This window comes from Vreelandella boliviensis LC1 (assembly GCF_000236035.1).
GTDB classification, from domain to species: Bacteria; Pseudomonadota; Gammaproteobacteria; order Pseudomonadales; family Halomonadaceae; genus Vreelandella; species Vreelandella boliviensis.
This window is the reverse complement of sequence record NZ_JH393258.1, coordinates 271,076-294,898: the sequence shown is the minus strand read 5'-3', so window position 1 is coordinate 294,898 and position 23,823 is coordinate 271,076. Positions and strand designations below refer to the sequence as shown.

At 52.7% G+C, this 23,823-nt stretch carries 23 protein-coding genes; 12 read left to right on the top strand and 11 right to left on the bottom strand.

The window, feature by feature from the left end; all coding sequences use genetic code 11:
- Positions 1-39: 39 nt before the first annotated feature.
- Positions 40-2,526, bottom strand: a complete 2,487-nt coding sequence (locus KUC_RS10540; protein WP_040480658.1) for a molybdopterin-dependent oxidoreductase — start codon at positions 2,524-2,526, stop codon at positions 40-42.
- 94 nt (positions 2,527-2,620) lie between these two features.
- The gene (locus KUC_RS19375) at positions 2,621-3,685 is read right to left on the bottom strand and encodes a 4Fe-4S dicluster domain-containing protein (RefSeq protein WP_007113184.1); all 1,065 of its coding nucleotides are present in this window, start codon (positions 3,683-3,685) and stop codon (positions 2,621-2,623) included.
- Positions 3,686-3,885: 200 nt separating this feature from the next.
- On the opposite strand from KUC_RS19375, the gene KUC_RS10535 reads away from it, so the two are divergent.
- Positions 3,886-4,308 (top strand): hypothetical protein, encoded by a 423-nt coding sequence (locus KUC_RS10535; protein ID WP_007113183.1) that lies wholly within the window; start codon positions 3,886-3,888, stop codon positions 4,306-4,308.
- A gap of 255 nt (positions 4,309-4,563) precedes the next feature.
- On the opposite strand, the gene KUC_RS10530 is transcribed toward KUC_RS10535, so the two are convergent.
- On the bottom strand, positions 4,564-5,796 hold the full coding sequence (locus KUC_RS10530) for a DUF3422 domain-containing protein (protein WP_007113181.1): 1,233 nt from the start codon (positions 5,794-5,796) through the stop codon (positions 4,564-4,566).
- Positions 5,797-6,088: 292 nt separating this feature from the next.
- Here KUC_RS10530 and KUC_RS10525 point away from each other — a divergent pair, with 292 nt between their 5' ends.
- Positions 6,089-6,514 carry an arsenate reductase ArsC gene (locus KUC_RS10525; protein ID WP_007113180.1) on the top strand — a complete coding sequence of 142 codons (426 nt, stop codon included), beginning with the start codon at positions 6,089-6,091 and terminating at the stop codon, positions 6,512-6,514.
- A 48-nt stretch (positions 6,515-6,562) separates the two neighbouring features.
- On the opposite strand, the gene KUC_RS19810 is transcribed toward KUC_RS10525, so the two are convergent.
- The gene (locus KUC_RS19810) at positions 6,563-6,979 is read right to left on the bottom strand and encodes a cation transporter dimerization domain-containing protein (RefSeq protein WP_040480656.1); all 417 of its coding nucleotides are present in this window, start codon (positions 6,977-6,979) and stop codon (positions 6,563-6,565) included.
- Positions 6,980-7,626: 647 nt separating this feature from the next.
- On the opposite strand from KUC_RS19810, the gene KUC_RS10515 reads away from it, so the two are divergent.
- From KUC_RS10515 to KUC_RS19800, 4 genes are read left to right on the top strand one after another with little or no spacing between them, the layout of a single operon-like run.
- A complete protein-coding gene (locus tag KUC_RS10515) occupies positions 7,627-8,460 on the top strand; it encodes a class II glutamine amidotransferase (protein WP_007113179.1) in 834 nt (277 codons plus the stop codon).
- Positions 8,460-9,359 (top strand): cation diffusion facilitator family transporter, encoded by a 900-nt coding sequence (locus KUC_RS10510; RefSeq protein WP_007113178.1) that lies wholly within the window; start codon positions 8,460-8,462, stop codon positions 9,357-9,359. The genes KUC_RS10515 and KUC_RS10510 overlap by 1 nt, the downstream gene beginning before the upstream one ends.
- Before the next feature lie 47 nt (positions 9,360-9,406).
- The gene (locus tag KUC_RS19805) at positions 9,407-9,715 is read left to right on the top strand and encodes a pyruvate-flavodoxin oxidoreductase (RefSeq protein WP_007113177.1); all 309 of its coding nucleotides are present in this window, start codon (positions 9,407-9,409) and stop codon (positions 9,713-9,715) included.
- Positions 9,684-10,067 (top strand): pyruvate-flavodoxin oxidoreductase, encoded by a 384-nt coding sequence (locus KUC_RS19800; RefSeq protein WP_007113176.1) that lies wholly within the window; start codon positions 9,684-9,686, stop codon positions 10,065-10,067. The genes KUC_RS19805 and KUC_RS19800 overlap by 32 nt, the downstream gene beginning before the upstream one ends.
- 376 nt (positions 10,068-10,443) lie before the next feature.
- Here KUC_RS19800 and KUC_RS10495 read toward each other — a convergent pair whose 3' ends face one another.
- Complete coding sequence (locus KUC_RS10495) at positions 10,444-12,921, bottom strand: arsenate reductase (azurin) large subunit (RefSeq protein ID WP_007113174.1); 2,478 nt, start codon at positions 12,919-12,921, stop codon at positions 10,444-10,446.
- A 15-nt stretch (positions 12,922-12,936) separates the two neighbouring features.
- On the bottom strand, positions 12,937-13,458 hold the full coding sequence (locus KUC_RS10490; RefSeq protein WP_007113173.1) for an arsenate reductase (azurin) small subunit: 522 nt from the start codon (positions 13,456-13,458) through the stop codon (positions 12,937-12,939).
- Positions 13,459-14,015: 557 nt separating this feature from the next.
- Here KUC_RS10490 and KUC_RS19360 point away from each other — a divergent pair.
- From KUC_RS19360 to KUC_RS10465, 6 genes are all read left to right on the top strand, one after another.
- Positions 14,016-14,459 carry a GNAT family N-acetyltransferase gene (locus KUC_RS19360; RefSeq protein WP_083825772.1) on the top strand — a complete coding sequence of 148 codons (444 nt, stop codon included), beginning with the start codon at positions 14,016-14,018 and terminating at the stop codon, positions 14,457-14,459.
- 100 nt (positions 14,460-14,559) lie between these two features.
- Positions 14,560-15,159: an SIS domain-containing protein gene (locus tag KUC_RS10485; protein ID WP_007113172.1), complete on the top strand. Its 600-nt coding sequence runs from the start codon at positions 14,560-14,562 to the stop codon at positions 15,157-15,159.
- Positions 15,160-15,352: 193 nt separating this feature from the next.
- Positions 15,353-16,375 (top strand): ABC transporter substrate-binding protein, encoded by a 1,023-nt coding sequence (locus KUC_RS10480; RefSeq protein WP_040480654.1) that lies wholly within the window; start codon positions 15,353-15,355, stop codon positions 16,373-16,375.
- A gap of 50 nt (positions 16,376-16,425) precedes the next feature.
- On the top strand, positions 16,426-18,627 hold the full coding sequence (locus KUC_RS10475) for an ABC transporter permease (RefSeq protein ID WP_007113170.1): 2,202 nt from the start codon (positions 16,426-16,428) through the stop codon (positions 18,625-18,627).
- A gap of 21 nt (positions 18,628-18,648) precedes the next feature.
- A complete protein-coding gene (locus tag KUC_RS10470) occupies positions 18,649-19,677 on the top strand; it encodes an ABC transporter ATP-binding protein (protein ID WP_007113169.1) in 1,029 nt (342 codons plus the stop codon).
- Positions 19,667-20,491 carry an inositol monophosphatase family protein gene (locus tag KUC_RS10465; protein WP_007113168.1) on the top strand — a complete coding sequence of 275 codons (825 nt, stop codon included), beginning with the start codon at positions 19,667-19,669 and terminating at the stop codon, positions 20,489-20,491. Before KUC_RS10470 ends, KUC_RS10465 begins: the two co-directional genes overlap by 11 nt.
- 109 nt (positions 20,492-20,600) lie before the next feature.
- Here KUC_RS10465 and KUC_RS10460 read toward each other — a convergent pair whose 3' ends face one another.
- From KUC_RS10460 to KUC_RS10440, 5 genes are all read right to left on the bottom strand, one after another.
- Positions 20,601-20,885: a CC/Se motif family (seleno)protein gene (locus KUC_RS10460; protein WP_007113167.1), complete on the bottom strand. Its 285-nt coding sequence runs from the start codon at positions 20,883-20,885 to the stop codon at positions 20,601-20,603.
- Between the two features lie 76 nt (positions 20,886-20,961).
- The gene (locus tag KUC_RS10455) at positions 20,962-21,198 is read right to left on the bottom strand and encodes a thioredoxin family protein (RefSeq protein ID WP_007113166.1); all 237 of its coding nucleotides are present in this window, start codon (positions 21,196-21,198) and stop codon (positions 20,962-20,964) included.
- Positions 21,199-21,215: 17 nt separating this feature from the next.
- The gene (locus KUC_RS10450) at positions 21,216-22,223 is read right to left on the bottom strand and encodes a permease (protein WP_007113165.1); all 1,008 of its coding nucleotides are present in this window, start codon (positions 22,221-22,223) and stop codon (positions 21,216-21,218) included.
- An 89-nt stretch (positions 22,224-22,312) separates the two neighbouring features.
- Positions 22,313-22,864, bottom strand: coding sequence for a sigma-70 family RNA polymerase sigma factor (locus tag KUC_RS10445; protein WP_007113164.1), 552 nt, complete (start codon positions 22,862-22,864; stop codon positions 22,313-22,315).
- Positions 22,861-23,823 (bottom strand): thiolase family protein (locus KUC_RS10440; RefSeq protein ID WP_244264785.1); only part of this gene is annotated, 963 nt, incomplete at its 5' end. The genes KUC_RS10440 and KUC_RS10445, both read right to left, overlap by 4 nt.

Below are 23,823 nucleotides of genomic sequence, written 5' to 3'. Positions count from 1 at the left end.
TCGTTCTCCTACTAATCTATTCGGTCAGAGTTATTGTTATCAGGCGCGCTCTAGCGTTACTTTGCCGGTGTAGTAGTTGGCTAGGCCGGAGATCGGGTCTGACTGATTCGTTGTAATTTCGCTGGAATTGCCTGGGCCTCGGTTTTTTGCCCAGCGCCCTTGTGCCCAATGGCCATACTCAAAGGGAAGTACCAAGGTGTCTGGTCGATGCGCGGCCACAAAGCGGCACTCCGCCTCGATACTGCCGATATCGGACGTAATACGTACACGATCGCCGTTGCGGATACCGCGATCTTTTGCGGTCTGTGGGTGGACTTCTAGATAGACGGTATTGCGGCCACCCACAATCGGTTGGTGAACCATCATTTGTTGGGGAATATTGGCACCACGCCCTTCGGCATGGAGCGGTGTTTTTGGCGTAATAAAATGTAGATCACCATCACCGCCGCTGTATCTTGGCTCAACCCACTGAACAAGTCCTGCACGCTCTCTGGGAATGCCCATTTCGCGCTCAATATAAGCGGCGTGTTGTTCTAGATAACTTGAGCGCACCTCAAACTTTCCAGAGGTTGTCTTGAAAAGGTGTTCTTGAACCTCCTCTTCACTGAGCTGGCGGCTGTAGCGTCGGCCATCCCACTCATAGAATTCGCCACGGATCTGACGCCATTTATAAGGTTTCTTGTACCAGACTCCTTTTTCTTTCCAGCTCTCAAAGCTATCAACTCCGTTGTCGCCAGGGTCATCTGCGAAACCGGCGGCCAGGTGACGAACCACATTTTCGATATTACCCAGCGCGTGATAGTAATCAGCGGTAGGGCCCTCGATACGTTTACCCAGCTCGATAATGACGTCGCCGTACATTTTGGTATCATGAATTGGCTCAACGGCAGGAACGCGCAGTGCTGCCATCGGCCAGCCTTCAAAGGGATAAGAGGGAATATCCTGCAGACGTTCCAGGTAGGTGCTATCTGGAAGCACAATATCCGCATACATGGCGGTTTCACCCGGAAAGGGTGATGTGTCGATAATAAAAACGTCTTTGAGTGCTTCTTCCCACACTTTTGGGTTCGGTGCCGACCAGATGGGATTGGTGTAGAAAAACATCGCCGTGTCGATTTTATAGGGATCGCCTGCCAGGTGGTTAGGCGCAACCTCCTGCATCATGTTGTCGACCATGGGCCAGCGATCAGTGCCTTTCATGTCGATGCGCGGCTGGTCTTTCCATGCGCCGTTGCGAGCATAATCATCAAGGTAATTATTGGCGTCAGCAGGTAACGCGCCATAGGAAGGCCCTTGCTGATAACCCAAGCCGCCTTCAGCAAATAGCGAACCCACTAACGCATTCAAGCTATGAATCGCCATGCCGTTATAGGTGCCGTTGAAGTGGCCGGTAGCGCCGCGTTCAAAAAGGGCGACGGCAGGGCGCGTTGAGCCAAATTCGATCGCGGTTTTACGTATATCGCTCGCCTTAATGCCGGTTATCTCTTCAGCCCATTCAGGAGTGCGCTCAATTAATTCTTCATTCCACCAGTCAGCTAGGCCATGCACCCATTTTTCATTGAAGCTGTCAGCGGCAATACGCCGCCCGGGAATAAATCGCATATTGGGATTCGTGAAATCTCCGACAAACTCACGATTCCAAAGCCCTTCGCTTAAAATGACATGAGCAATGGCTAGGGCAAACGCGCCGTCGGTGCCTGGTTTGATATAAAGCGCACGGTCTGAAGCGGCCATGGTGGGGCTCATGCGTACATCAACTGTGGTAACACGCGTTTTAGGGCTTTTACTGCGCATTTCCCCCCACATTTGCATAACATTGTTGTACGGGCGGAAAGCTTCGAGGAAGCTAGCCCCTATAATGAGCAAATAGTTGGTATTGCGGTAATCGTAGGAGTTGTAAGATTTATTACCATCGGTTGCGTGCTTGGCTTTTTTAGAACCATCCGCACACATGGATGAGTGTCCGATGGCCGCATTGGGTGTGCCGTATAACTTCCCAAAGTCACCTTGCATTCCAGCGTCAGAAGCCCCCCATCCGCGCCCATAAAACATTGAAAAGCGATGCGATTCTCCTCTACGGCGAAGATCATTCAAGCGTGTAGCAACAGTGTCTAATGCCTCATCCCAAGAGATTGGTACAAAACCTGGGTTTTCATCGCGGCCTTTATTTGGGTTGGTACGCTTCATCGGTCCTTTGAAACGGTCAGGGTCGTAAAGAAAATAGCTGCCCAAATGCCCTTTAGGGCAGAGCTTGCCATTCGCGATAGGATTACCTGTGTCCCCATACATGGCATGCACGCGGCCATTGGTCGTATATACGTCGATTCCACACCGAGCGGGGCATTGCGCGCAAACGTTTTTGGTAATGGTTGTTTCGCCTCGCGGAGTTTGGGCACGGGCTTCACTTACAGTGCTGAAACCTTTTAACCCGGTCATGCCAGTGGCGACGGCCCCGGCAGAAGCGCCCACGGCAGCTGACGATTGCAAGAATCGACGCCGGTTAATAAGCGTTTCAAATAATTTCATGGAGTCTCCCTCAGGGTATGGCTCGCTGTATTAGTGCGAGCCTTGTCGCAAAGCCACCGGTGCTTAAGGATGAGTAGCTGGCAGCGTGTAATCATTAATGGAAAAGATCATGAAAGCTTTCCTGCATAAGCGTGGCTTCACGTTGGCACGCAGAGCAGGCCAACATCGCGCTGTCATTATTTGATGTAATGCGTTGTTGAAATAGGTGTCCGCATGAGTGGCAAGTTGCATGTTCAGATTGTCGAAGAGTCACGATTTCGCCATTGCCGCCACTGGAAGCTGTTAGCGCTTTTTCTGGGCAGGCGGATACGCAGTGACTACAGCTCACACATGCAGAAGGGTTAAAGGTCAGCGCGTTGCCATCGTCAATCAAGGCATCCGTTGGACATACTTTTGAGCAAACGCCATGAGCTAGGCATGAATCGTGATTGAGTACTAAGTTCAAATACCGGGGTGTTGCGTGAGTTCCGAGCGTTTGTGCTGCGCTTGCTTGACGTTGCAAGCGTCTGGCTTTAGGCGCTTTATCATCAAAAGAAATGTTGGGCAAACTCTCTGCAGGCCTCCCAAACAGTAACTCCCGTCGATTGAGTGAACGGTGCGGTGGGCGGTAGGCGTGTTGTGCGGCAACATTATCAAGGTGACAAATCAAGTGTGCGTTTGCCAGCCAGTCGTCGTTGGACTCGATGGGCGCTGCATTACAACCGTGGCAACTATTAGGAATATGAAGTATCACACTTTCGGGAAGAGCATTCGCGCCAAACTCTGCTAACACATCCCCGCCAAGTGAACGCAGGCAGTGTAGGCGATGCCAGCCATCTTTTTGAGTCGCGGCGCGATGGCAGGTTAAATCTAGCGTTTGATGTACTTTTTGTTGAGACGTCAGTGCGGTTATCTCTGCACTGAAAATGGCCTCGGAAGGGCAAGCAGGTACGCATTGCATGCAGCCATGGCAGTCGTCACTAATAGTAAGTTTGACTTCGCTACCATTCTGAGTATTTTGAAAACCAATCGCGCTAACAGGACAGACATTTACACATTTATCGCAGGCAAGCGGGTGGGGCGGCGTTTGCAAGCAGCGGGAAGATAGCCAGCCCAAACCAGTATTACGGAAACCGATGCTAGTCGTTTGCTTGAAGTGCGTGGCTTCTGAATATTTCATACGTGTTATTGACCACCACAGAAAGATACATATTGTTGTTATGGTTGCTAGTGTGTGTGAAGTTATATTTACTTTGGCATATATGTAGGTTTGCAGCCATCTACGTTAGTCGAGCTTTATTCTGTAATGTGTGGAATTTTGATCTGCGTCAATTTTATATATAGCCGCATAAAGTCTTAGGTCTGGTGGGAGACGCAACAATGGCGGTATTGGTCGAGGCAACGGCGATTCTTGTTCGAGGTTCAGCAATAGATGAAAAGGTCGCAGGGGGATGGGAGGCTTTTAAAGCGGCTTTGCCTAAGTGCAACGTCAGTTCAGACGATGAACTGGTAAGTATCAGCTTGATTGAGCCAGCGGAGGTGCGTCAGTTGGCTGAAAAACTAGCCTCGCTTGGCCTGGGGTTTGCGTGGGGTGGGCATTTTGAAGATATTGCTTTCGCGGACCAGAAGCGTGGGCTCATCACACAATGTGACTGGCTGGTATTCGAGACAGTAAATATTGGTATTGGTGGCACACCACCAGAGGTTGCTATATGCCGTCTGGCAAATAGTCACAGTCATGAATTACGAGTGCCTGAAGGCTGGCGATATCAAGGATCATTGACCGAACAGTTTGGTAGTTGATGACTCGATCACGCACTTCTATGCAGCGTTTTATACAAATTATGATGGCCTTGGTGAAGCTAGCTAGAATTGAGTCTCGCTTCTACCCAGGTGTGCCGGGCATTTAGCCGGAAGCGAGAAGCGCTAGAGAGCTACTCTTCCAGTTTAGAAGGCCTCAATAATCACAAAGGCCACGTTAAGTATTATCCCGATGGCAAACGCCTTACCGAAACTGATAATAATATCAAACCTTGTTGGGAGAAAAAAACAGTGAATTTAATGTTTTTTTACGCGTTGAATGCGCCAAGCTATTGCACTTAATATACCTATACTCAATGGTGCGATTACCGCAGCGGCGGTGAGGGGGGAAATCTCAGCGCCTAATGCATTAAGACTCTGCAGGCCGAGCTTGAACAGGCTAAAAAGGTAGTAACTGATCACGATGATCGACAGTCCTTCTACCGCCTTTTGTATTTTTAGCTGGCTACTGGTGCGCTCGTTCAGGCTGTTGAGAATTTTGGAGTTTTGCACCTCAATTTCTACCTGAGCCCGTGTACGTAGAAGATCATTAAGCCGCGTTGCGCTCGCAGCAAGTGTTTCTAAACGTTGGCTCATTGCGGCGCAATAGCGCACTGCAGGTTGAAAGCGCCGCAATATAAAAGTGCCTAGGCGAGGGTAGTCGCCTAGGCGCTCTTCACGCAGCTCCTCTATACGGGTGAACACGATGCGCGCATACGCTTCGGTGGCGCTAAAACGCTGGCGAGTCTGTGCGCCACAACGTTCTAGCTGCGCTGAGAGAGCGGTTAACGACTTGAATAATGGTTCTGGAGCGGCTTGTTGCTGTTCGGCATGCTGAGTGGAAAGTGTGGTCAGCTGTTGTTCGTACTGGGCTAATTCGTGGCTTAAATGCTTTGCTTCTGGAAGCCCCAGCATGGCCATCATGCGGTAGGTTTCAATATCGAACAAACGTCGCGCCATGCGGCCCAAACGGTAACGGTCAAGGCTGTTATTCACTAGCAGCAAACGGTTGATATGGTTCTCGTTAAGCTGAAAATCGCTCCATATTGTCGCATCGTTGCCAGCAACGCGTGACCCCGTGGGGTGATCAAACCCATAGTCTTCAACACTACCTGCCCACTGGTGAGCGGACTCTATACGCAGAAGAGTGGCGCTAACGATGGCTTGGGCATTTTCTTCGAGAAGCGGCTTTAACAGCGTTGGTGGTGATGGCCACTGAGGGGTGTCAGCGTCTATGTGTTGCATCACCGTTAAGGTAAAAAATTCGGTATGCTGTTCCCATTTTAGTGTGAGGTGCTGGCAGTCTACTATTTGCTGAGCGGCTGACGTTTCCATCCTGATGTCCGCTGCTTCAGCGAGTTGGTTAAGAAGTGCGGAACGCTGAACACTTTCCTGTAAAAAAGCAAAGTGATGAAGGATTGCAGGGCCATCAAAATAAATGGAGGGTCTTGCATGAAGTTCATTATGCAGCGAAGCGTGAAGCGGGTGCATGTAACTACCTTATTATAATGGGTATGCGCTAAGCGTAAGGGGAGATACAAAGGACGCCAAGCTTATGTGTCAAGATGCCGCTCATAGGGAAGTTAACCGGTGTTGTGGCAATTTCGCTTGCGAGCTATTTAGAATTTAAACTCCGCCTAGCATACAACACTTGGCGCACTGTCGAATTTCCCCAATATTAAGCTAACTGTCGGGCATGTATGTGTAGCCAGCATGATGTGACGTAGATACTATTCAGCGGCACCATATCTGATATTACAGATGTTGTCAGGAGCTACTTCCCATGCTGAAACAGCGCGTGCTTTTTCTTTGTAATGCTAATTCTGCTCGCTCGCTGATGGGTGAGGCGTTACTTCGCCATTTGGCTGGAGACCGCTTTGAGGCCTACAGTGCAGGCAGCGAGCCAGATGAACCCCATGCACTCACCTTGGCAGTGCTAGAACGGCAAGGGATTGCTACGCAAGAACTGGCTAGTAAGTCATTAAATGATTTTACTGGCGAGCATTTTGCAGCGGTGATCGTTCTGTGTGATAAAGCTCATCAAATATGTCGAGATTGGCAGGAGTCAAGTGACGAGTATCTGTATTGGGATATACGCGACCCGCGTCTGATTGAGTGCTGGAATGCTTATGAGCAGGCCTTTACTGAGATTCACCATCGTCTTTCGCTATGGCTTGCCATCAAGACACGTGATGATATTCAGCGCTGATAATGACGGCCGTGTACTGCTGGTTGGTTGAGGATTAGCACTATTCACTCATGGGCCAGCTTGCGGCGTACACCTTGGATTCTTGTTGCAGAACGCAATGGCGTATCTCAAAACGGTCATGCAGTATCTTGGTGGCTTATTCAAGTAGGCATCGTAGTTGTGTAGGTTATTGTCGATGACGAGGTGAACGGTGAGTGCATTGTATGAGGTACTCATCGCCCAGACGTGTAGGTCGTGGACGCCAACCACGCCGGGAAGCGCCAACAGGGTTTGATTTATTGTTTTCATATCAATACCATCCGGAACTCCGTCGAACTGGGGTGTCACAAACTGGTTGACCACTCCAGTGCTCTTGTCGGTTTCAACCGTCAGGCCATCGGAATTCTCTATGACTGACTTGACCTTCACCGGCCGCTCAACGGATATGTCATATCGCTTCTGGTACTGCCCCAGATAGTCGATCACTTCATTCCGCTACGACCACTCGCTATTCTCTGTTACTGGCATTTGCCAGCCAAGCAAAGAGCTCCATTGTGAGGGCGAGAACAACTGCAGAGAATCCCAGCTATGGCGCCAGGCTTCGCCTGGTGCTGGTTCCCGATCCAGAATAAGATAATCTAATTTATAACGCCGCAGAAAAATAACCGGTGGCAAGATCTGCCTGGCCGCCCCAAATCACCAACACTCAACTATTTTTGAGATCATAAATTTTCCTTTTTTATGGTTAGGATTACGCTTTCAGCCAGCTAGCTATCTTGTTTTGTGCTGCAAGTTTTGCTATCACCGCAGGGCTGATCTGGTTTTTCAGGCGCCTTGAGTGGTTATGATGCAAGGTATGAAGTTCGATTGTTTATTGGAAACTTGGTACGCCCAGCAGGCAGAACTTGACGACTTTCTGCTCGGCCAAATGTTGTGAGACGGTCGGCTGTGGCACGGCAAGCTTGCTATCGATATGGTTTACAACCGGCTGACGGATTTTTTTGCTGGACCGGCCAGCACACAAAGTACTATGCACCGCTCTTCTGGAAGACGCCGCGGTACTGGCTTCCTCCGCACCCTTGGCGGCGGTTTTGCGCCGGTCTACGGGTATCCAAACCTCCGAAGGTCTGCAAATGTGTGAACTTATTGCGCTCTCCTGCCGCTACCCGGCCAGGCTGACTACCTCACTGACGGGATTAGCCGCTCGTGCTCAGAAGGCTGTCAGCCGCAACCATGACGGTTGGGGCGCAGCCTTCTATCAGGGAGCGGACATTGCGTTGTACCGGGATACGTCCGCTGCGGACCAGAGCCCACTTGTCCCTTGGCTTGAGGCCCATGGCCCTGAAGCAACACTGTCCATGGCGTACATTCGCCATGCCACCCAGGGTTCGATTGAGCTGGCCAATACCGGGCCCTATGTGCGTGAGTTGAATGGCCGAATGCGGCTATTTGCACATAATGGCAATCTAACGGGTATCCGGAGTCAGTATGAAAGTGATCGCAGGCGCTACCATCCGGTGGGCGATACCGACTCAGAGGCCGCGTTCTGCCTATTACTGGAAACCCTTGCTGCCCAGGAAGGTGATTACAAAACCCTGCCACCGGTCGACGAGCGATTGGCGAACCTTGCTGTGCTTTTCGGCGAATTGCGCGAGCTGGGTCCGGCCAATTTTCTCTATGCAGACTCCCAGACCCTGTTTGTTTACGCAGACCGCAGGTTTCAGCCCGCCACCGGCAAAATTGAAGCGCCGGCATTGTATCTGCTCTCCTGCGGCAGCGAGCAATCTCCGGAGTTACTGGACCAAAACGTTGCCAGCAGTTTTGCGCCCGGTCAGCATGTCGCATTGATATCCACCGTACCCTTGAATGACAAGCCCTGGCGGCCTTTGGCTGAGGGCGAGCTGCTAGCCATTGAGGCAGGCAGAATTGTCGCGCGAACCTGTTTACCCACAAGGAAAAAGAACTGATGGCACACGACCACGATCATGCTCCCCGCAATTTTGGCCGGGCGTTTGCCATCGGGGTAACGCTGAACCTGGCATTTGTGGTAATCGAAGCCTTTTATGGCTGGAAAACCGGCTCCCTGGCTTTGCTGGCGGACGCGGCTCACAACCTGAGTGATGTGGGGGGCTTGCTGCTGGCCTGGTCCGCCTTTGGTGCGGCGCAACTGCACCCTAATATGCGCCACAGCTATGGCTGGCGAAAAGGCTCCATCCTGGCCAGTTTTGTGAATGCTGTGGTCCTGCTGATCGCTATGGGTTACCTGGCGTGGGAGGCAATTGAGCGTTTGCAGACGCCGTCGCCGGTGGCAGCGGGCACCGTGATGGTGGTGGCCGGGATCGGCGTGGTGATCAACTCGGTGACCGCTTGGCTGTTCCTGGCGGGCAGCAAAGGCGATCTCAATATACGAGGGGCCTTTCTGCATATGGCAGCCGATGCCCTGGTGTCCCTGGGTGTAGTGATCGCTGGTGCTCTTTATCTTTGGCAAGGTTGGGGTTGGATTGATCCAGTCATGAGCCTAGTGATCGCACTGGTGGTTGTGGTTGGTACTTGGTCGCTGTTCCGGCGATCGCTGCACCTGTTGTTTGACGGCGTTCCGGAGGAAATTAATTTGGAGGAAGTACAAACGGCGCTGCTGGAATTGCCCGGGGTGGTGTCCGTTCACGATCTCCACGTTTGGGCCATGAGCACGAGTGACAACGCCATCACCGCCCACCTGGTCATGGCCGGAGGTGACATCGGCAATGACCAACTGCTGACGCTGGCGACAGAGATGCTGCACGAACGTTTTGGAATCTGTCACACAGTGTTGCAGCCAGAGAGTGAGGCTTATGCGGCCAACTGTCCGACTGCTTGCGGCTGTTAGAAGCCCCGCCTAAACTCAAAACAGTTTGAAGGTTTCGACAAGGAGTTTTGGCAATTGCATTCAAAACTCTGGATGGCAATGAAGCCGTGGCCGCGGTGGCGTACCACCTGAGTGAAACCATTACTATTTACCTGATCACCCCAGCGTCGGTGATGGGTGAATATGCAGATGATTGGGCCGCTTTAGGCAAATTTAACCTCTGGGGCCAGGTGCCCAGTGTGGTGGGAATGCAGTCTGAAACTGGTGCCGCCGGTGCAGTGCATGGCGCGCTGCAGGCAGGGTCTCTGGTCACCACCTTTACGGCCTCTCAGGGGGCTGTTGCTGATGTTGCCCAACCTGTTCAAGATTGCCGGTGAAATCTCTCCTTTTTGCATGCATGTTGCTGCCCGCAGTGTGGCCACCCATGCCTGGTCTACCTTCTGTGACCACTCCGATGTGATGAGCGCTCGGGGCACAGGTTTTGCGCTACTAGCCTCCGGCTCAGTGCAGGGAGCCCAGGATCTGGCCGCTATTGGCCACGCCGTGTCGCTGGAAAGCCGGGTGCCGGTGATGCACTTCTTCGACGGCTTCCGTACGTCCCATGAAATTGACAAGATCGTCGCGTTGAGTGATGAGGACTTGCAGGCGCTGATGCCTCACGAAAGGGTGGAGACACACCGCTACCGCCGCATGATCCCGGACCGGCCGGTGGTCCGGGGCAATTCCTAGAACCCGGATGCCTTTTTCCAGTCTCTGGAAGCGACCAACCCGTTCTATCAGGCGTTTCCCGAACGCTTGGAAGCCGTTATGGCGCAGTTTGCTGACATCACCGGCCGCCAGTATCAGCTGTTTGATTACGTGGGCCATCCGGAAGCCGAGCGGGAGGTTAACCTGATTGGGAAGTAGTCGCCCTGGTGCACGAGGTGGACCTGGTGCTGGTGAGCGAGCAGAAGCTTTAATATCAGCGGATCAACCCGCAACCACTCCGCGCAGCGCGCCAACACCGGCTGTGAGCGCCATGGCCAGGGCGCCCCAGAAGTTCACCTGTTTCGCCCAGGCAATTATGGGTACGCCACCGGCCTTCGTCTTCGAAAGCGTAGAGGCCTCATGAATAGCGTCGACGCTTAAAGGACACATCCCGAAGATAGGCCGGATTCGCTCCGATCCGACGAAGGTTGGCCCAGGCTCCTTTGTAGTAAGGAATATGGTTGCGATCCGTCCATTCGCTAATAACATCACCCTGCACCCCGTTAGGATAACCAAACATCATAAAGACCTGCCCCCGCTCCAGGTCGGGTTCCAGGTAAGCCATGGCAGTGGTTGCGCCGTAGTCGTTGTAGACCTCGACAATATCGCCGTTGGCGATACCCAGAGCCTCGGCATCTTGGGGGTGGATCTCGATCGGCGCCATGGGGTAGCGGCCCTTGCGGAAGGCCAGGTGCTGGTCGTGGTAGGCAGACTGCCATATCTGGTTGGTTCGCCCGTTGTTGATCCAGAAGTCGTACTGCTCCTTCTGGCGCTCAATCACCTCGGGGAAACCGTTCCAGGGCGATGGCTGAAAATGTGCCTTGCCGTCATCGGTATCGAACTTGTTGTCGGTGTAGAGCATCTCGGTGCCAATGAGTTTGCCGTCCCGATACTCCTTGATGGGAAGTTGGACACCATTATTACCAGCGACTCGTAGCCTTTCATAGGTGGCTAGGTGCCCTGTTGGCCCACCTTGGCTGTCGATTTCTTTTTCATGAGCCATGCGGAAGCCGTCGTTGAAGGCATCCTCTTCGGTCGTCCAGTCAAACCCAACGAAACGCTCGGCCATCGTTGTATCGCCTGCCGACTCGTAGCGTTGCTTAAGAGCATTAGCCATATCGGCGGCAATCAAACAGTCTGGCTTAGCGATGCCGGGAGGGTCCATGAATCGCTCGGAGAGACGAAGCCGCCGCTCTCCGTTCATGGAGGTCAGGTTCATCTCGCCGGGATGAGTAGCTGGAAGCACTAAGTGTGAAAATTCGGCGAACTTAGTGCGATAAAGGTCGATATCAACAATAAACAGGCCGCCCTTATTTTTTACGGCGTCATAGGCAATGTCGATTAACTCATCAATGTTGGAGCCAATTGCCTTAGCCATCGCCTGATTGACGATAGCAGCACGGCGCTTGATTACCTGACGGTAAGTCTCGGCATTGATGGTGGTTTGAAAGGCATTACAGGCCCAGACCGTTAGCATCATACCGTTGCCATTAATCAATTCCTGATCAATATAGGGAGCAGGGCGTCCGCCAGGGTAAGGCGGGCGCACATAGCCTTCTTGGTGCCCCCCCATACGAACCACGCCGGTGCCACGCTGCCCGACATTATGGGTGGCCACCGCAAGATTGACGATAGAGGACTGAATTCGATAGTTGTCGTTACCCCAAATCACGCCTTTTTCGTAGGCATGCATGGTGCGTGGGGCGTGGCCATTGGCCTTGGGTTTATAGGCCCACTCAGCGGCTTTAATGATATCGGCCCGACTCACGCCGGTAATGCGACTACACTCATCCAGCTCCATCCGATTGGCTGCCAGCATTTCCTCGAAGCCGATAGTATGCTCCGTGATAAAGGCCTGATCATGCCAGTCCTGATCGACCACATACGTCAGCAGCCCATTGAACAGGGCAGTGTCAGTGCCTGGCTGGATCGCTAAGTGTAGAACATTCTCCTTCCCGGCAATCGTTTCACAGATTGCTACAGTGGGCGTGCGTCGCGGGTCAACCAGAATCACTTTTCCTTTGCCTACTGACTCGCCAGGAAACCATTCCCGCTTTTTGGCGATGTTTGTCCCCCTTAAGTTCGGCTCCCAGTGAGCCAGGAACCAGTTTGACTGGGTCTCGTACGAATTTCCGCCGATGGAGAAGATGACATCAGCCACCTCCGCATCCTCGTAACTGTTATTGAGTTCACCAACACCCATGTCGCGACTGGCGTGGCATTCCGAGTTATAGGCGGGGCGGTTGTGAATGCGCACCATTTTTGACTGTATGCCATCAAAAATTAGCTTGCCAGTAGCCCATGTGTTTTCAAAACCACCGCCAGCGCCGCCATGATCAAAGAGGTTGAAGAACAGCTGATCCGGCCCATCATTATCGAGTATACGCTGGGTTAGGCCAGCATATAGAGCTATTGCATGTTCCCAATTGGTTTCTGACCAGTCGTCTCCGCTATAAATCATGGGATACTTGAGGCGGCGCTCGCTGATTGGGGTTCCTTCCGAGTACATCACACTGGCCATCTGGCCGCCACGCGTTGAAGATAGCCCTTTATTGACGCGGCACTCCTTGTCAGGAACGATCATGATGCTGTATGCGCGGCCATCATGGTCTTGTATCTGATTAACCATGGCGGGGGTCATGGTGAGTTGCATGGGAGGTAGCTGCTGATTGAAGTCGAGCCCCAGCGCATTCTGGCTGGCATCTCTGCCACCTTCCTGGTTAGCAGGCCATTTGTAGACGTGGTACCCACAGCCGACGATGCAGAAGTGACAGGTCATGTTGGTTTTCTGGGCATCCCCCGGGGGCAGAGGAATACGATCTTTAAATTGCGTCATTGTTGTTCTCCCGCCTCAGATGATATTGGCCTGACGGCCATAGATCAGGCCATCGATCGAAACCGCCATCAGGGCGTCTTCGGCATCGTCATACTCTAGAATGATTCGGGGCAAATTCTCAGTAGCTTGCCCAATCACCATCTGGCCAGTGTTATCTGGGTCGAAAATGCTGTAGTGGCAAGGACACTTGAAGGCCTCTGCCTCTTGGTCATAACTCACTGGGCAGCCCATGTGTGTGCACTGGGTGCTGTAAGCCACGACATCTTTGTCTGGTCCAGCCCCGCTTTTGATCTCTCGGCCTCTGCGGATCACCACGCATGGCGAGCGGTTGTCGGGGTAGTTAAAATAAAGCGGTTGATTGATGACCAACTCGCTCAACTTTGTTACCAGTTCCCTGGGATAAGGCAGTGCGGTGCTACCAGCGGGAAGCAAGGGGCCACCTTGCTGTGCGTGTGTAACAGGGGCTAGCGAAAGGGTACCCAGTGCTGCACTGCTGCCGGTTAATTTTAGGAAGTTACGGCGACTCAATTGTGTCATTGTTTAGCACTCCTTTATTGTTGTTGAGAAGCCAGAGGCGGGGAATAATTATATATGGCTATTCAAATATGATAGCCCGATCTGAGTCTAGTTCTGCTCTGACAGGCGCGCAAGAAACGGATAGCATCCCCACTTCTAGATAAACGTCAGGCTTAGAGTGTCTGTTGACGTTGCATCGCGTTATTTCCTCAATGAGTGCCAGACAAGGCGAAAAATGCAGGGAAGGGGCGTTCGCTTTGCAAATTTTGTAACGCCGTATGTCGATTGTTGTGGCGCAACCTAACCAGCTGTGCCCGTTTTTATCCGCTGCGGTGTTAGTCGCTATTTATTTGGAATACCCAAACGTTTCTCCTTCTGCTTTGCTCCGAAGTTAAGCGGTCACCAGCGAGGGCGTAAGCGAGACGTCAATAACCCCTCGCTTTAGTGTTCTAAGAACCCATGGAAGTGAATTAAAAAATAAAAGACGACATTGACCCATGAAAATGTCCACAAATTCTAGATTCTGGATATGATTAGATACTATTTGATATTAAACATATGCTATGTAGGGGCGAACAATGAAAATTAGGCAAGTCGAAAGAAATGAAATTGATAAGGTTCTAAACTTAATTGATGAATATGACAGGCCACGATCTCCATGGCCTAGCGATGGTGAAGTAGATGAAATTTATAATACAATATTTCAATGTGGTGGATGCGTCATTGGTGTTTTTACCTTAGATAAAATGATTGGCACTTGTACGGTAAACTGTTGTGCCAATCTCAGTTGGTCTGGTCGTTCATTCGCGATTATAGAAAATGTAATTGTCTCAAAGGATTATAGAAATAAAGGAGTAGGAAAGGCTCTTCTTGGGTACGCCGTAAGTCACTCAAAAGAAACTGGCTGTTATAAAGTAGCATTAATGACAGGTTCGAAAGATCCAGCGACACATGGGTTTTATGAGGCCGCAGGTTTTTATCCAACCAAACAGGGTTATCAGATAAGATTCTTTGAACAGTGAAATAAAACTGTAAAAACTTCCGATGTATAATTTTCTTTTTTTCGGATTTTACGTTAATAATTTTTAAGCGAAAATTAACGTCGAAACTATTTGGATATAAATGTCAATTTATCATATAAAAACTAGCCTGCATGAAGCTTCTACAGCTCTCGGTAGCTTACTTCAAAATCAAAATGCGCTTGCCAGTATTCAGCGTGCAGCTGACTTATTAATAGAAACTTTTGAACGCAAAGGACGTGTCTATTCATGTGGTAACGGAGGCTCAATGTGTGATGCTATGCACTTTGCTGAAGAGCTGACAGGTCGTTACCGTCAAGACCGCGCTGCGCTTGCCGCTGCTGCCATCAGTGACCCTGGGCATATAAGCTGTGTTGGTAACGACCTTGGCTATGAGTATGTATTTTCTCGGTACATTGAGGCGCATGGTCGTGAGGGCGACTGCTTATTGGCGCTTAGTACTAGCGGAACGAGCAAGAATGTATTGGTAGCTGCTAGTGCTGCTAAGTCACTAAATTTGAATGTTATTATTTTGTCAGGTAGACGTAACCCAGAGCTTGAAGCCTTAAGTGATGTTTACATCTACACCCCGGCGGGCAGTTTTGCTGATCGAGTTCAAGAGCTGCATATTAAGGTACTACATATTCTCATTGAGTTAATTGAGCGGCATTTCTTCCCGGAGAACTATCAACGGAATGCTTGACCTTCTGGAAGGTAGAGCGTTCCTCACTCCACAGCTGACAATCTTTCAGGAAGAGCCTCATATCCCCATGGTCGACGTATCTCCTGGGTTTGTACCTGATCGTCAGAGGGTTACATACAACTGCCATCTCGTCGTCATCGTCTGTTCATCTTAGCGCTTTACGTTAGTCTTTCTTTACCAGGGGAGAGCTAAGGTGAACATCACTAAAAAAGCAGTTGGATTCGCAGCCGCGCTATGCGTATTACCGACAATGAATGCACAAGCCGAATCCGGTGAATTGGTACTCTATTGCTCCGTGGATGAAAACTGGTGCCGCGTGATGGCAGAAGCCTTTCAGCGTGAGACCGGCATCAACGTTCTGATGACACGCCGCTCTTCTGGTGAAACCTATGCACAGATCCGTGCAGAACTTGGCCAGCCCCGCGGTGATATTTGGTGGGGGGGTACCGGTGACCCTCATCTACAGGCGGCTCAAGAAGGTTTAACAACCGCTTACCAATCCCCCATGTTGACAGAATTGCAAGACTGGGCAGTGAGTCAGGCGGAGGCGTCTGATTATCATACAGTGGGTATTTATGCGGGTGGATTGGGTTTTGGTTATAACACTGATCTGATTAGCGACGATGCGCCAGCGTGTTGGTCTGACCTGCTGGACAGTCGCTATGAGGATGATATCCAGGTGGCTAACCCCAATTCCTCGGGAACGGCCTACACCTTGCTGGCAACACTCGTGCAGCTATTCGGAGAAGATGAAGCCTTCGACTATTTGCGCGAACTTAATAATAATGTCAGCCAGTACACTCAGTCAGGTAGTGCTCCCATCCGTGCAGCGGGTACTGGGGAGACGGCCATTGGTATCGTCTTTATGCACGATGCGGTCGCCCAAGCGGTTCAAGGCTCACCGATTAAAACCGTAGCGCCCTGCGAAGGCACAGGCTATGAGATAGGCTCCATGAGCATTATCGAGGGCGGCCCCAACAGCGAAAACGCACGTATTTGGTACGATTGGGCACTCTCGGCAGATGCGCAGGCGTTGGCCGTTCAGGCAAACTCCTTCCAGGTGCCCTCTAACGTTAATGCTGAAACGCCCCCTCAAGCTCCGCGCCTGGCCGATATCGCTTTGATTGACTATGACTTTGCATTGTACGGGTCAAGTGAAGAGCGTACCCGCTTGCTGGAACGCTGGGATCAGGAAATTGGCTCTCTGGCACGCTAACTTTTCAAATTAGTTTGTCGCGCTAGTTGGCGTATCTTAGCGGAGAGTTTATGAAAGCTCATGGTCTTGGGCATAAAGCCAGCGCAAGCTGGCTTTTATTGCTTAGTGTCGCTGTATTTCTATTGCCCTGGTACAAAGTGCCCCCTGACGGCATTTCGGCTCTTTGGGAGTCAGCTTTTTTTCATGCCATGGCAGGCCGCTTGTGGTTATTGCCAGTGATTGTGTTGCCTATAGTTTTGCTCGTGGTATGGCAACAACGATCTGCGCTAAAGCGCCAAATTATGACGTTACTGCTGCTGGCTTTCGGGTTGCTCAGTTTACTGCTTCAAGTATCGCTTATCGGCTTGAACGGCCCGCTATTCACGAGTGTTGCAGGCCTTTTCCCGGGTGCCTCGACAGGCCAAACGGGTTTGGGATGGGGCGGCTTTCTGACGGCGATTGCCCTGTTAGGGCTGTTGGCCAATGAACTGGCGGATAGCGGTTTCTGTAAAGGAGACCGGTTTGCAGCCGCCGCGGTGGTATTTGTCGTAGCGCTGCTCGGTTTGTTCGTGTTTTTCCCCATTATAAAACTTGCCACCACCGCCTTTACGAACCCAGAGGGCGGCCTGGCCCTGCAGGCTTTTGGGGCCCGGTTAATCGCCCCAGAACTATGGCGGTTGAATTGTATATCATCAGAGGGTGGCAGCTGTGGTGTGGTGATCAACTCTGTCGTGCTGGGGATAATGTCGGCAACATTGTCTACCCTGCTTGGCCTGGCACTGGCGATGCTGGTGGCGCGCACCGGGTTTCGCTTTACAAAAACGCTGCGTGCTATTTCTATACTGCCGATTATAACGCCGCCCTTTGTCGTTGGGGTGGCGTTGATCGTCTTGTTTGGGCGCTCTGGGCTGGTAACCGGCTGGGGCGCAGAGCTGTTTGGAGTGACGCCGTCACGCTGGCTATACGGGTTGCCCGGCATATTGATGGCACAAACGCTGGCCTTCACGCCCGTCACCTTTTTGGTACTGCTCGGCACCTTAGAGGCGATTAACCCCTCGCTTGAAGAAGCCTCCCATACGTTGGGCGCAGGCCCGCTGCGCACCTTCCAAAGCATTACCTTGCCGCTACTACGGCCAGGGCTGGCCGCTGCCTTTTTACTTGCCTTCATCGAGAGTCTGGCTGACTTTGGCAACCCATTGGTACTCGGCGGGGGCTATGAGGTGCTATCGACCAAGATCTTTTTTGCTGTTGTTGGGGCGCGCTATGACCTGGGCAATGCCGCTACGCTGTCGATCATTTTACTGGCACTCACGCTGGGGGCGTTCTGGATTCAGGCGCGCTGGCTAGGCAAAAAAAGCTATGTCACGGTGACCGGCAAGTCAGATGCTGGCTTGGCAGCACCGCTTCCAAAGCCTTTGCAAGCGGTGTCTTACAGTATCGTGGGGCTTTTTGTGCTGTTTACTCTCGCCGTCTACGCCATTGTTTTATTGGGTGGTTTTGTAAATGATATTGGCCGCTGGGATCTCACTCCGACGTTACGCCATCTAGGCACGGCATTTTCGGTTGAGATGGGTGGCAACGGCATTGAGTTTTATGGCTCGGCCTGGAGTTCGCTTAAAACCACTTTGTTGGTATCAGCCCTGGCTGCGCCACTGACAACGGCCATTGGGATTATCACTGCCTGGTTGATCGCCCGACAAAATTTTGCCGGTAAGCGTCAGTTTGAATTTGGCACCATGCTCAGCTTTGCGATTCCAGGCACGGTCGTTGGAGTCTCTTACGTGGCGGCGTTTAACGTGCCACCGGTGGATATCACCGGCACTATGGTGATACTGGTGATCTGCTTTATGTTCCGCAATATGCCCGTGGGAATGCGCGCGGGTATTGCGGCACTATCTCAAATCGACCGTTCAATGGAAGAGGCTAGCCAGACGCTAGGTGCCGGTGGGTTTACTACCCTGCGGCGAATTGTTTTGCCGTTGGTGAAACCGGCGATGTTCACAGCCATGGTGTACTCCTTCGTCACCGCCATGACGGCGGTGTCAGCGGTTATTTTCTTGGTTAGCGCACGCCACAATATGGCCACGGCTTACATTATGGGGCGCGTGGAAAACGGTGAATACGCGCTGGCAATTACCTATTCTGCCGTTCTTATGCTGGTCATGATCGCAGCTATCGTCATTTTCAGCGCGCTGATTGGCAAGCGACGCCTTGGGCGACGCGTGCCAGATAATGCTAAGCCTCAGCTATCAGAAGCCGTCAGTGTCAATTAACCCGGTTTAAAGGGAGAAACCATGGCTGATATCGCCATAGAATTTATTGATGTGGTTAAGAAGTACAACGACGTGACGGCGGTGGATCAGATCAACCTATCCATTCGCCGTGGCGAACTGGTGACCTTTCTAGGCCCTTCTGGCTGTGGCAAGACCACCAGTTTACGCTTGGTGGCGGGCCTGGAACTGCCCACTGCTGGTCAGATGTTGATTCATGGCCGTGATGTAAGCCGCCGCCCGGCATCGGAGCGCAATGTGGGCATGGTGTTCCAGTCGTATGCGTTATTTCCACATATGTCGGTTCTCGATAACGTCGCCTATGGCCCCGTTATTCGCGGTGAGTCCAAACACAAAGCCCATGCCCGCGCGCTGGAAATTCTCGAACTACTTGGGCTGCCCAATCTTAGCCGTCGATTACCTTCAGAGCTTTCCGGCGGCCAGCAGCAGCGGGTGGCCGTGGCGCGGGCCATTGCCCAGCAGCCAGAGGTCATGCTGTTCGATGAGCCACTGTCCAATGTTGACGCCAAATTGCGACGCAAGGTGCGCGCCGAAATTCGCGAACTGCAGCAGCGTTTTGGGCTAACGGCCATCTACGTCACCCACGATCAAGAGGAGGCGTTAGCGGTATCGGATCGGATCGTGGTAATGAACGCGGGGCGCATTGCCCAGATAGGCACGCCAGAAGATTTATACGACCGCCCCAATTCCCCCTTTGTTGCCGACTTTATCGGGGACGCCAACCTGGTAGATGGCAAAGTAGCAGCCGGTTGTTTTAGTGCCGGCAATTTAAACTTGGCCATTCCGGGGGAAGCAGGTAACGCCCGTGTCTCCATTCGCCCGGAGCGTATCGTTCTTGGTGGCAGTGCCAAGCCTGGTTCAATTAGTGGTGAGATCGTTAGTGCGACTTACCTGGGCAGCCGTATGGAGTACGTGATTGCGACCAACTTTACTGAACTTTTGGTTTCCCGCCCCATCGCCGAGCCGCGGTTGGGATTAAAGCAGCACGTCTCGTTAGTTATTAATGAAAAGGATTTAACCCGTGTCTCATAATCATTCAAGCACTGACGCCTCTGCTATTGACGCTCGCTTAGCCATTGCCCGCTCGGTCGCCATCAGCGGCGGCGAACTGGCGACCGACTATTTCTATCGCCAGTCAGAGCTGGTGGTCGAAACCAAAATGAGCGCGCAGGATGCCGTTTCTCAAGCTGACAGAGATGTAGAAGATCTAATCCGCCAGCATATTCAAACGGCCTTCCCCGAAGACGGTATTATCGGCGAGGAACGACCTGAAACGGTCGGCACATCGGGGTTTACCTGGGTTATCGACCCGATTGACGGTACCAGTTTGTTTCTGGCGGGCTTACATCACTGGTGTGTCTCCATCGCGGTAATGCTTGATGACACCACCGTGGTGGGTGTTATACAGGTGCCGCTCTATAAAGAGACCTTCACCGGCAGTCTAAACCAAGGCGCCTTTTTAAATGGTGAGCGGTTGAACCTTAATAACGCTCACACCATTCAGAACAGCTTGATTGGCGTTGGCGTAAGCCAGCGGGGGCCGACCCAGCATTCGGTAAACGTCATTCAAGCCTTGCTAGCAGGCGGTGGCATGTTCTACCGCAACGGCTCAGGTGCTCTTATGCTGGCCAGCGTTGCAGCAGGGCGATTAGGCGGTTACTACGAAAATCACATTATGCCCTGGGATTGCTTGGCTGGCCTGCTATTGATACGTGAAGCGGGCGGCCTAACCGCGCCTTTTTGCCAGCATTGGCCTCTGGCGAAGGGCGACCACATCATCGCTTCAGCCCCCGGTGTTTGGGACGACTTGAATGCGATGGTAATCGCTGCGGAGAAAGAAGATTAGCCACTGTAGTAGTTGTAGTAGTGGCTGTAGTGGGGGGCGTGCGTATTACCTTGATGCAATAGGTTAGGCTCGGTGATCCTATTTGTACCTGTATGTGCGGGAACGATAGCTACTTCAATACGCTATCCACATACAAATGACGCAACTTCCAGAACCCTTCAACGTCAACGCGCAGCCCTTGGTCGGCAAGCTCTTGGGCAATAAATAGGGTGATATCTTCATCACGATGGCGCTGGTAAAGCGAAGGGTCTTTGGGAGAGATCGCCTCGGCGACAGCAACGTTGGCGAGACCCCCGCAGCAGCCGTGGCGGGGTGATAAACGCACGGTCACTACGCCACCTTGTTGCTTGATAAACGCTTTGGCTGCGTCAGAAACTGCGATTATTTCTGGCATACAGACGCCTGTTAAACAAGAGCTCCCAGTTTACCAAGTAAGCTGGGAGCCAGAAAGAAATCTAGGCACCGAGCGTTTAGGCTTTGAGTAGTGCTTCGATTTTTTCGCGATTCGGGATGCCTCCGCTGTGGGCAAGTTGGCCGTTGACCGCAACGGCTGGGGTCGACATGACCTGATAACGCATAATGACTTGCGGGTCAGTGACTTTAGTCACCTCTACATCGGTGCCCAGCTCTTTGGCAATCGCGGTAATTTGCTCCGCGGTGACGGTGCACTTTTTGCAGCCTGTGCCTAATACTTCGATCTTTTTCATGTGATGTCCTCTTGGGTTTATAAGCTGCTGAATAACCAGGGTGCCAGCAGATTAATTATCCAACCCACCAACATGAAGTTGATGAGTAGAATGATGAAAATGGTGGCCAGTAAGCGCCACAGCATGACCTGTTTGAGCATGATAAATTCAGGAAAGCTCGCCGCAACGGTGCTCATACAGAAGGCCAAGGTCGTACCCACGGGCAATCCCTTAGTGATCAAGCTTTCCATGATGGGAATGACGCCGGTAGCGTTGGAGTAAAGCGGCAGGCCCGCCAATACAGCTGCCGGGACATTCCACCACTGGCCGCTACCCAGGTTGTTACTGAACCAATCATCTGGGACAAAGCCATGAAGGATGGCACCTAGGCCGACGCCAATGATGACCCATTTCCAGATCCGCTCGACGATTTCCTTGAGTTCGTTCCAGGCAAACTCGTGGCGGTCCCTCATGGTGAGAGAGGGAGTCTCGGGGGCGGGCTCGTCACTTAGGGGTGCCACAGCGGCTTGTTGATAGGCCTTGGCAGCGAAATCCTTCAACCAGCGCTCGCCTTTGAGGGCATCGAGGATCATGCCTCCACCGATACCCACCCCCATGCCGATGACCACATAGACCAGGGTGAATTCCCAGCCGAGCAGGCTCCATAGCATGATCACCGCCACCTCGTTGATGATCGGCGAGGTAAACAAGAACGCCATGGTGATACCCAGCGGAATCCCGGCACTGGTAAAGCCCAGAAATAGGGGGATGCTTGAGCAGGAACAGAAGGGCGTGATGGCACCAAAACCGGCGCCCAGGCCGTAGCCTGCCATACGATTCTTCTGCTGAATGTAGTGACGCACCCGCTCCAGGTTCATCGAGGCGCGCACCAGGGCAATCACGTAAATCATCACCACTAGAAGTGCGAATATTTTGGTGGTGTCCTCGACGAAAAAGTGTAGTGAGGTGCCGAGCTTGCTCTCGGGGTTCAGGCCTGCCACCCCGTAGACCAGCCAATCGGCCAGCCAAGTAAAGACCTCCAACATTTCAATTAGCTCCCTGTGTGAAAGACGTTGTCACATAAGAAGACGGAGCAGGAGGCAAAAGGATGCAAATTTGATGCGAAAAACGTTGCCTATTTTCGTAGAGCGCCATGGCAGCAGACGCGTCCTTGCTGATCAAAGATGATGTCGCATTGCTCAATCAGTCGCTCACGCAGCCGCTGCCGTGCCCTGCGCAGCCGCGCCTTAGTGGCAGGCAGGCCCAGGCCGTGACGTGTTGCATAGTCGGCCTGCCGCGTACCCTCCAGGTCACACTGCTGGATAATGTCGGCATCTTCCGGGGAGCAGTCGGGCAGCGCACGGTAGATGCAGTCAGCGAGGCTCTCCAGCGGTGAGGTCTTCTGCAGTTCCTCGGCAATCTCGGGTGGCTCCTCGCCTGTCCAGCGCCTTGCGCGGCGCTGGTCATCGATCCATTGATGTCGGGCTACACGGAAAAGCCAAGCTCGAGGTGAGTCTAACTCGCAAAAGCGGGTGCGGTGAGTCAGTGCCTTGATATAGATACCTTGAAGGAGATCGTCGACGTCATCGCGATCACCGCTGTGTTTGAGCAGAAAGCCACGAAGCTCATCTCGGTGGGTCTGCCAGGCGGTCTCGATACAGGGATATCGCTGTGGCTTAACTGTCATAGGCTTTCCAGTGCCAGGGCGATGCCCTGACCGCCGCCGATACACAGAGTAACGATGCCGCGACGTTCGCCGTTGCGCTGCATGGCATGCAACAAGCGTGTGGTCAGCACCGCACCGCTAGCGCCGATAGGATGGCCGTGTGCAATGGCGCCTCCCTCCATGTTGACGATATCTTCGGGCAGGCCAAGTTCTCGCTGGCAGGCCAAGGCAATAGCGGCGAAGGCCTCGTTGATCTCTACACGGTCCAGATCGCCCACCGACCATCCAGCGCGCTCAAGCGCTTGCTGTACCGCTGGCACCGGGCCGATGCCGAAGTAGTCGGGCTCTACGGCACCAATGCCGAAAGCCACCAAGCGAGCCATGGGGGTGAGGCCCTGCTTTTCAGCCCAATCGCGGTCGGCGACGATCATTGCCGCGGCACCGCTGTTGAGGCCGGGGGCGTTGCCGGCGGTGATGGTGCCATCTTTGCGAAAGGCGGGTTTAAGCTTCGCTAAGGATTCCACGGTGGTATCACCACGGTTGTGCTCATCACGGGCGAACATCGTGGTGCCTTTGCGGCTGGTGAGTTCCACAGCGGCGATTTCTGCGTCGAAGTGGCCGGCCTCCTGGGCCTTGGAAAAATTCAGCTGGGAGCGCAGTGCCCAGTCGTCCTGGTCGTCGCGGGAGATGCTGTAGCGGTTGACTAAATCCTCGGTGTGCCAGCCGGAGTGCTTGCCGCTGAAAGCATCATTTAGGCCATCGAGAAGCATGGTGTCATACATAGTGACGTCGCCCATACGCGCGCCCCAGCGGCCTTGGGGAAGCACATAGGGCGCACGATCCATGTTCTCCATGCCGCCGGCGATGGCACAATCGGCCATACCGCTCCAAATTTCCATGGCGGCGCTCGCGACGGCCTGAGCCCCAGAGCCACAGACGCGGTTGACGGTAAGCGCCGGAACTTCAACAGGAAGCCCGCC

What these genes read in the sequence shown, in the direction of transcription:
- KUC_RS10470 (WP_007113169.1), top strand. Translation starts at nt 18,649, where the DNA reads ATGGCTGATATCGCCATAGAATTTATTGATGTGGTTAAGAAGTACAAC.
- KUC_RS10530 (WP_007113181.1), bottom strand. Translation starts at nt 5,796, where the DNA reads ATGCACCCGCTTCACGCTTCGCTGCATAATGAACTTCATGCAAGACCC.
- KUC_RS10510 (WP_007113178.1), top strand. Translation starts at nt 8,460, where the DNA reads ATGGCACACGACCACGATCATGCTCCCCGCAATTTTGGCCGGGCGTTT.
- KUC_RS10445 (WP_007113164.1), bottom strand. Translation starts at nt 22,864, where the DNA reads ATGACAGTTAAGCCACAGCGATATCCCTGTATCGAGACCGCCTGGCAG.
- KUC_RS19375 (WP_007113184.1), bottom strand. Translation starts at nt 3,685, where the DNA reads ATGAAATATTCAGAAGCCACGCACTTCAAGCAAACGACTAGCATCGGT.
- KUC_RS10490 (WP_007113173.1), bottom strand. Translation starts at nt 13,458, where the DNA reads ATGACACAATTGAGTCGCCGTAACTTCCTAAAATTAACCGGCAGCAGT.
- KUC_RS10525 (WP_007113180.1), top strand. Translation starts at nt 6,089, where the DNA reads ATGCTGAAACAGCGCGTGCTTTTTCTTTGTAATGCTAATTCTGCTCGC.
- KUC_RS10515 (WP_007113179.1), top strand. Translation starts at nt 7,627, where the DNA reads ATGTGTGAACTTATTGCGCTCTCCTGCCGCTACCCGGCCAGGCTGACT.
- KUC_RS19360 (WP_083825772.1), top strand. Translation starts at nt 14,016, where the DNA reads ATGAAAATTAGGCAAGTCGAAAGAAATGAAATTGATAAGGTTCTAAAC.
- KUC_RS10485 (WP_007113172.1), top strand. Translation starts at nt 14,560, where the DNA reads ATGTCAATTTATCATATAAAAACTAGCCTGCATGAAGCTTCTACAGCT.
- KUC_RS10540 (WP_040480658.1), bottom strand. Translation starts at nt 2,526, where the DNA reads ATGAAATTATTTGAAACGCTTATTAACCGGCGTCGATTCTTGCAATCG.
- KUC_RS19800 (WP_007113176.1), top strand. Translation starts at nt 9,684, where the DNA reads ATGTTGCCCAACCTGTTCAAGATTGCCGGTGAAATCTCTCCTTTTTGC.
- KUC_RS10475 (WP_007113170.1), top strand. Translation starts at nt 16,426, where the DNA reads ATGAAAGCTCATGGTCTTGGGCATAAAGCCAGCGCAAGCTGGCTTTTA.
- KUC_RS10495 (WP_007113174.1), bottom strand. Translation starts at nt 12,921, where the DNA reads ATGACGCAATTTAAAGATCGTATTCCTCTGCCCCCGGGGGATGCCCAG.
- KUC_RS10450 (WP_007113165.1), bottom strand. Translation starts at nt 22,223, where the DNA reads ATGTTGGAGGTCTTTACTTGGCTGGCCGATTGGCTGGTCTACGGGGTG.
- KUC_RS10535 (WP_007113183.1), top strand. Translation starts at nt 3,886, where the DNA reads ATGGCGGTATTGGTCGAGGCAACGGCGATTCTTGTTCGAGGTTCAGCA.
- KUC_RS10455 (WP_007113166.1), bottom strand. Translation starts at nt 21,198, where the DNA reads ATGAAAAAGATCGAAGTATTAGGCACAGGCTGCAAAAAGTGCACCGTC.
- KUC_RS10460 (WP_007113167.1), bottom strand. Translation starts at nt 20,885, where the DNA reads ATGCCAGAAATAATCGCAGTTTCTGACGCAGCCAAAGCGTTTATCAAG.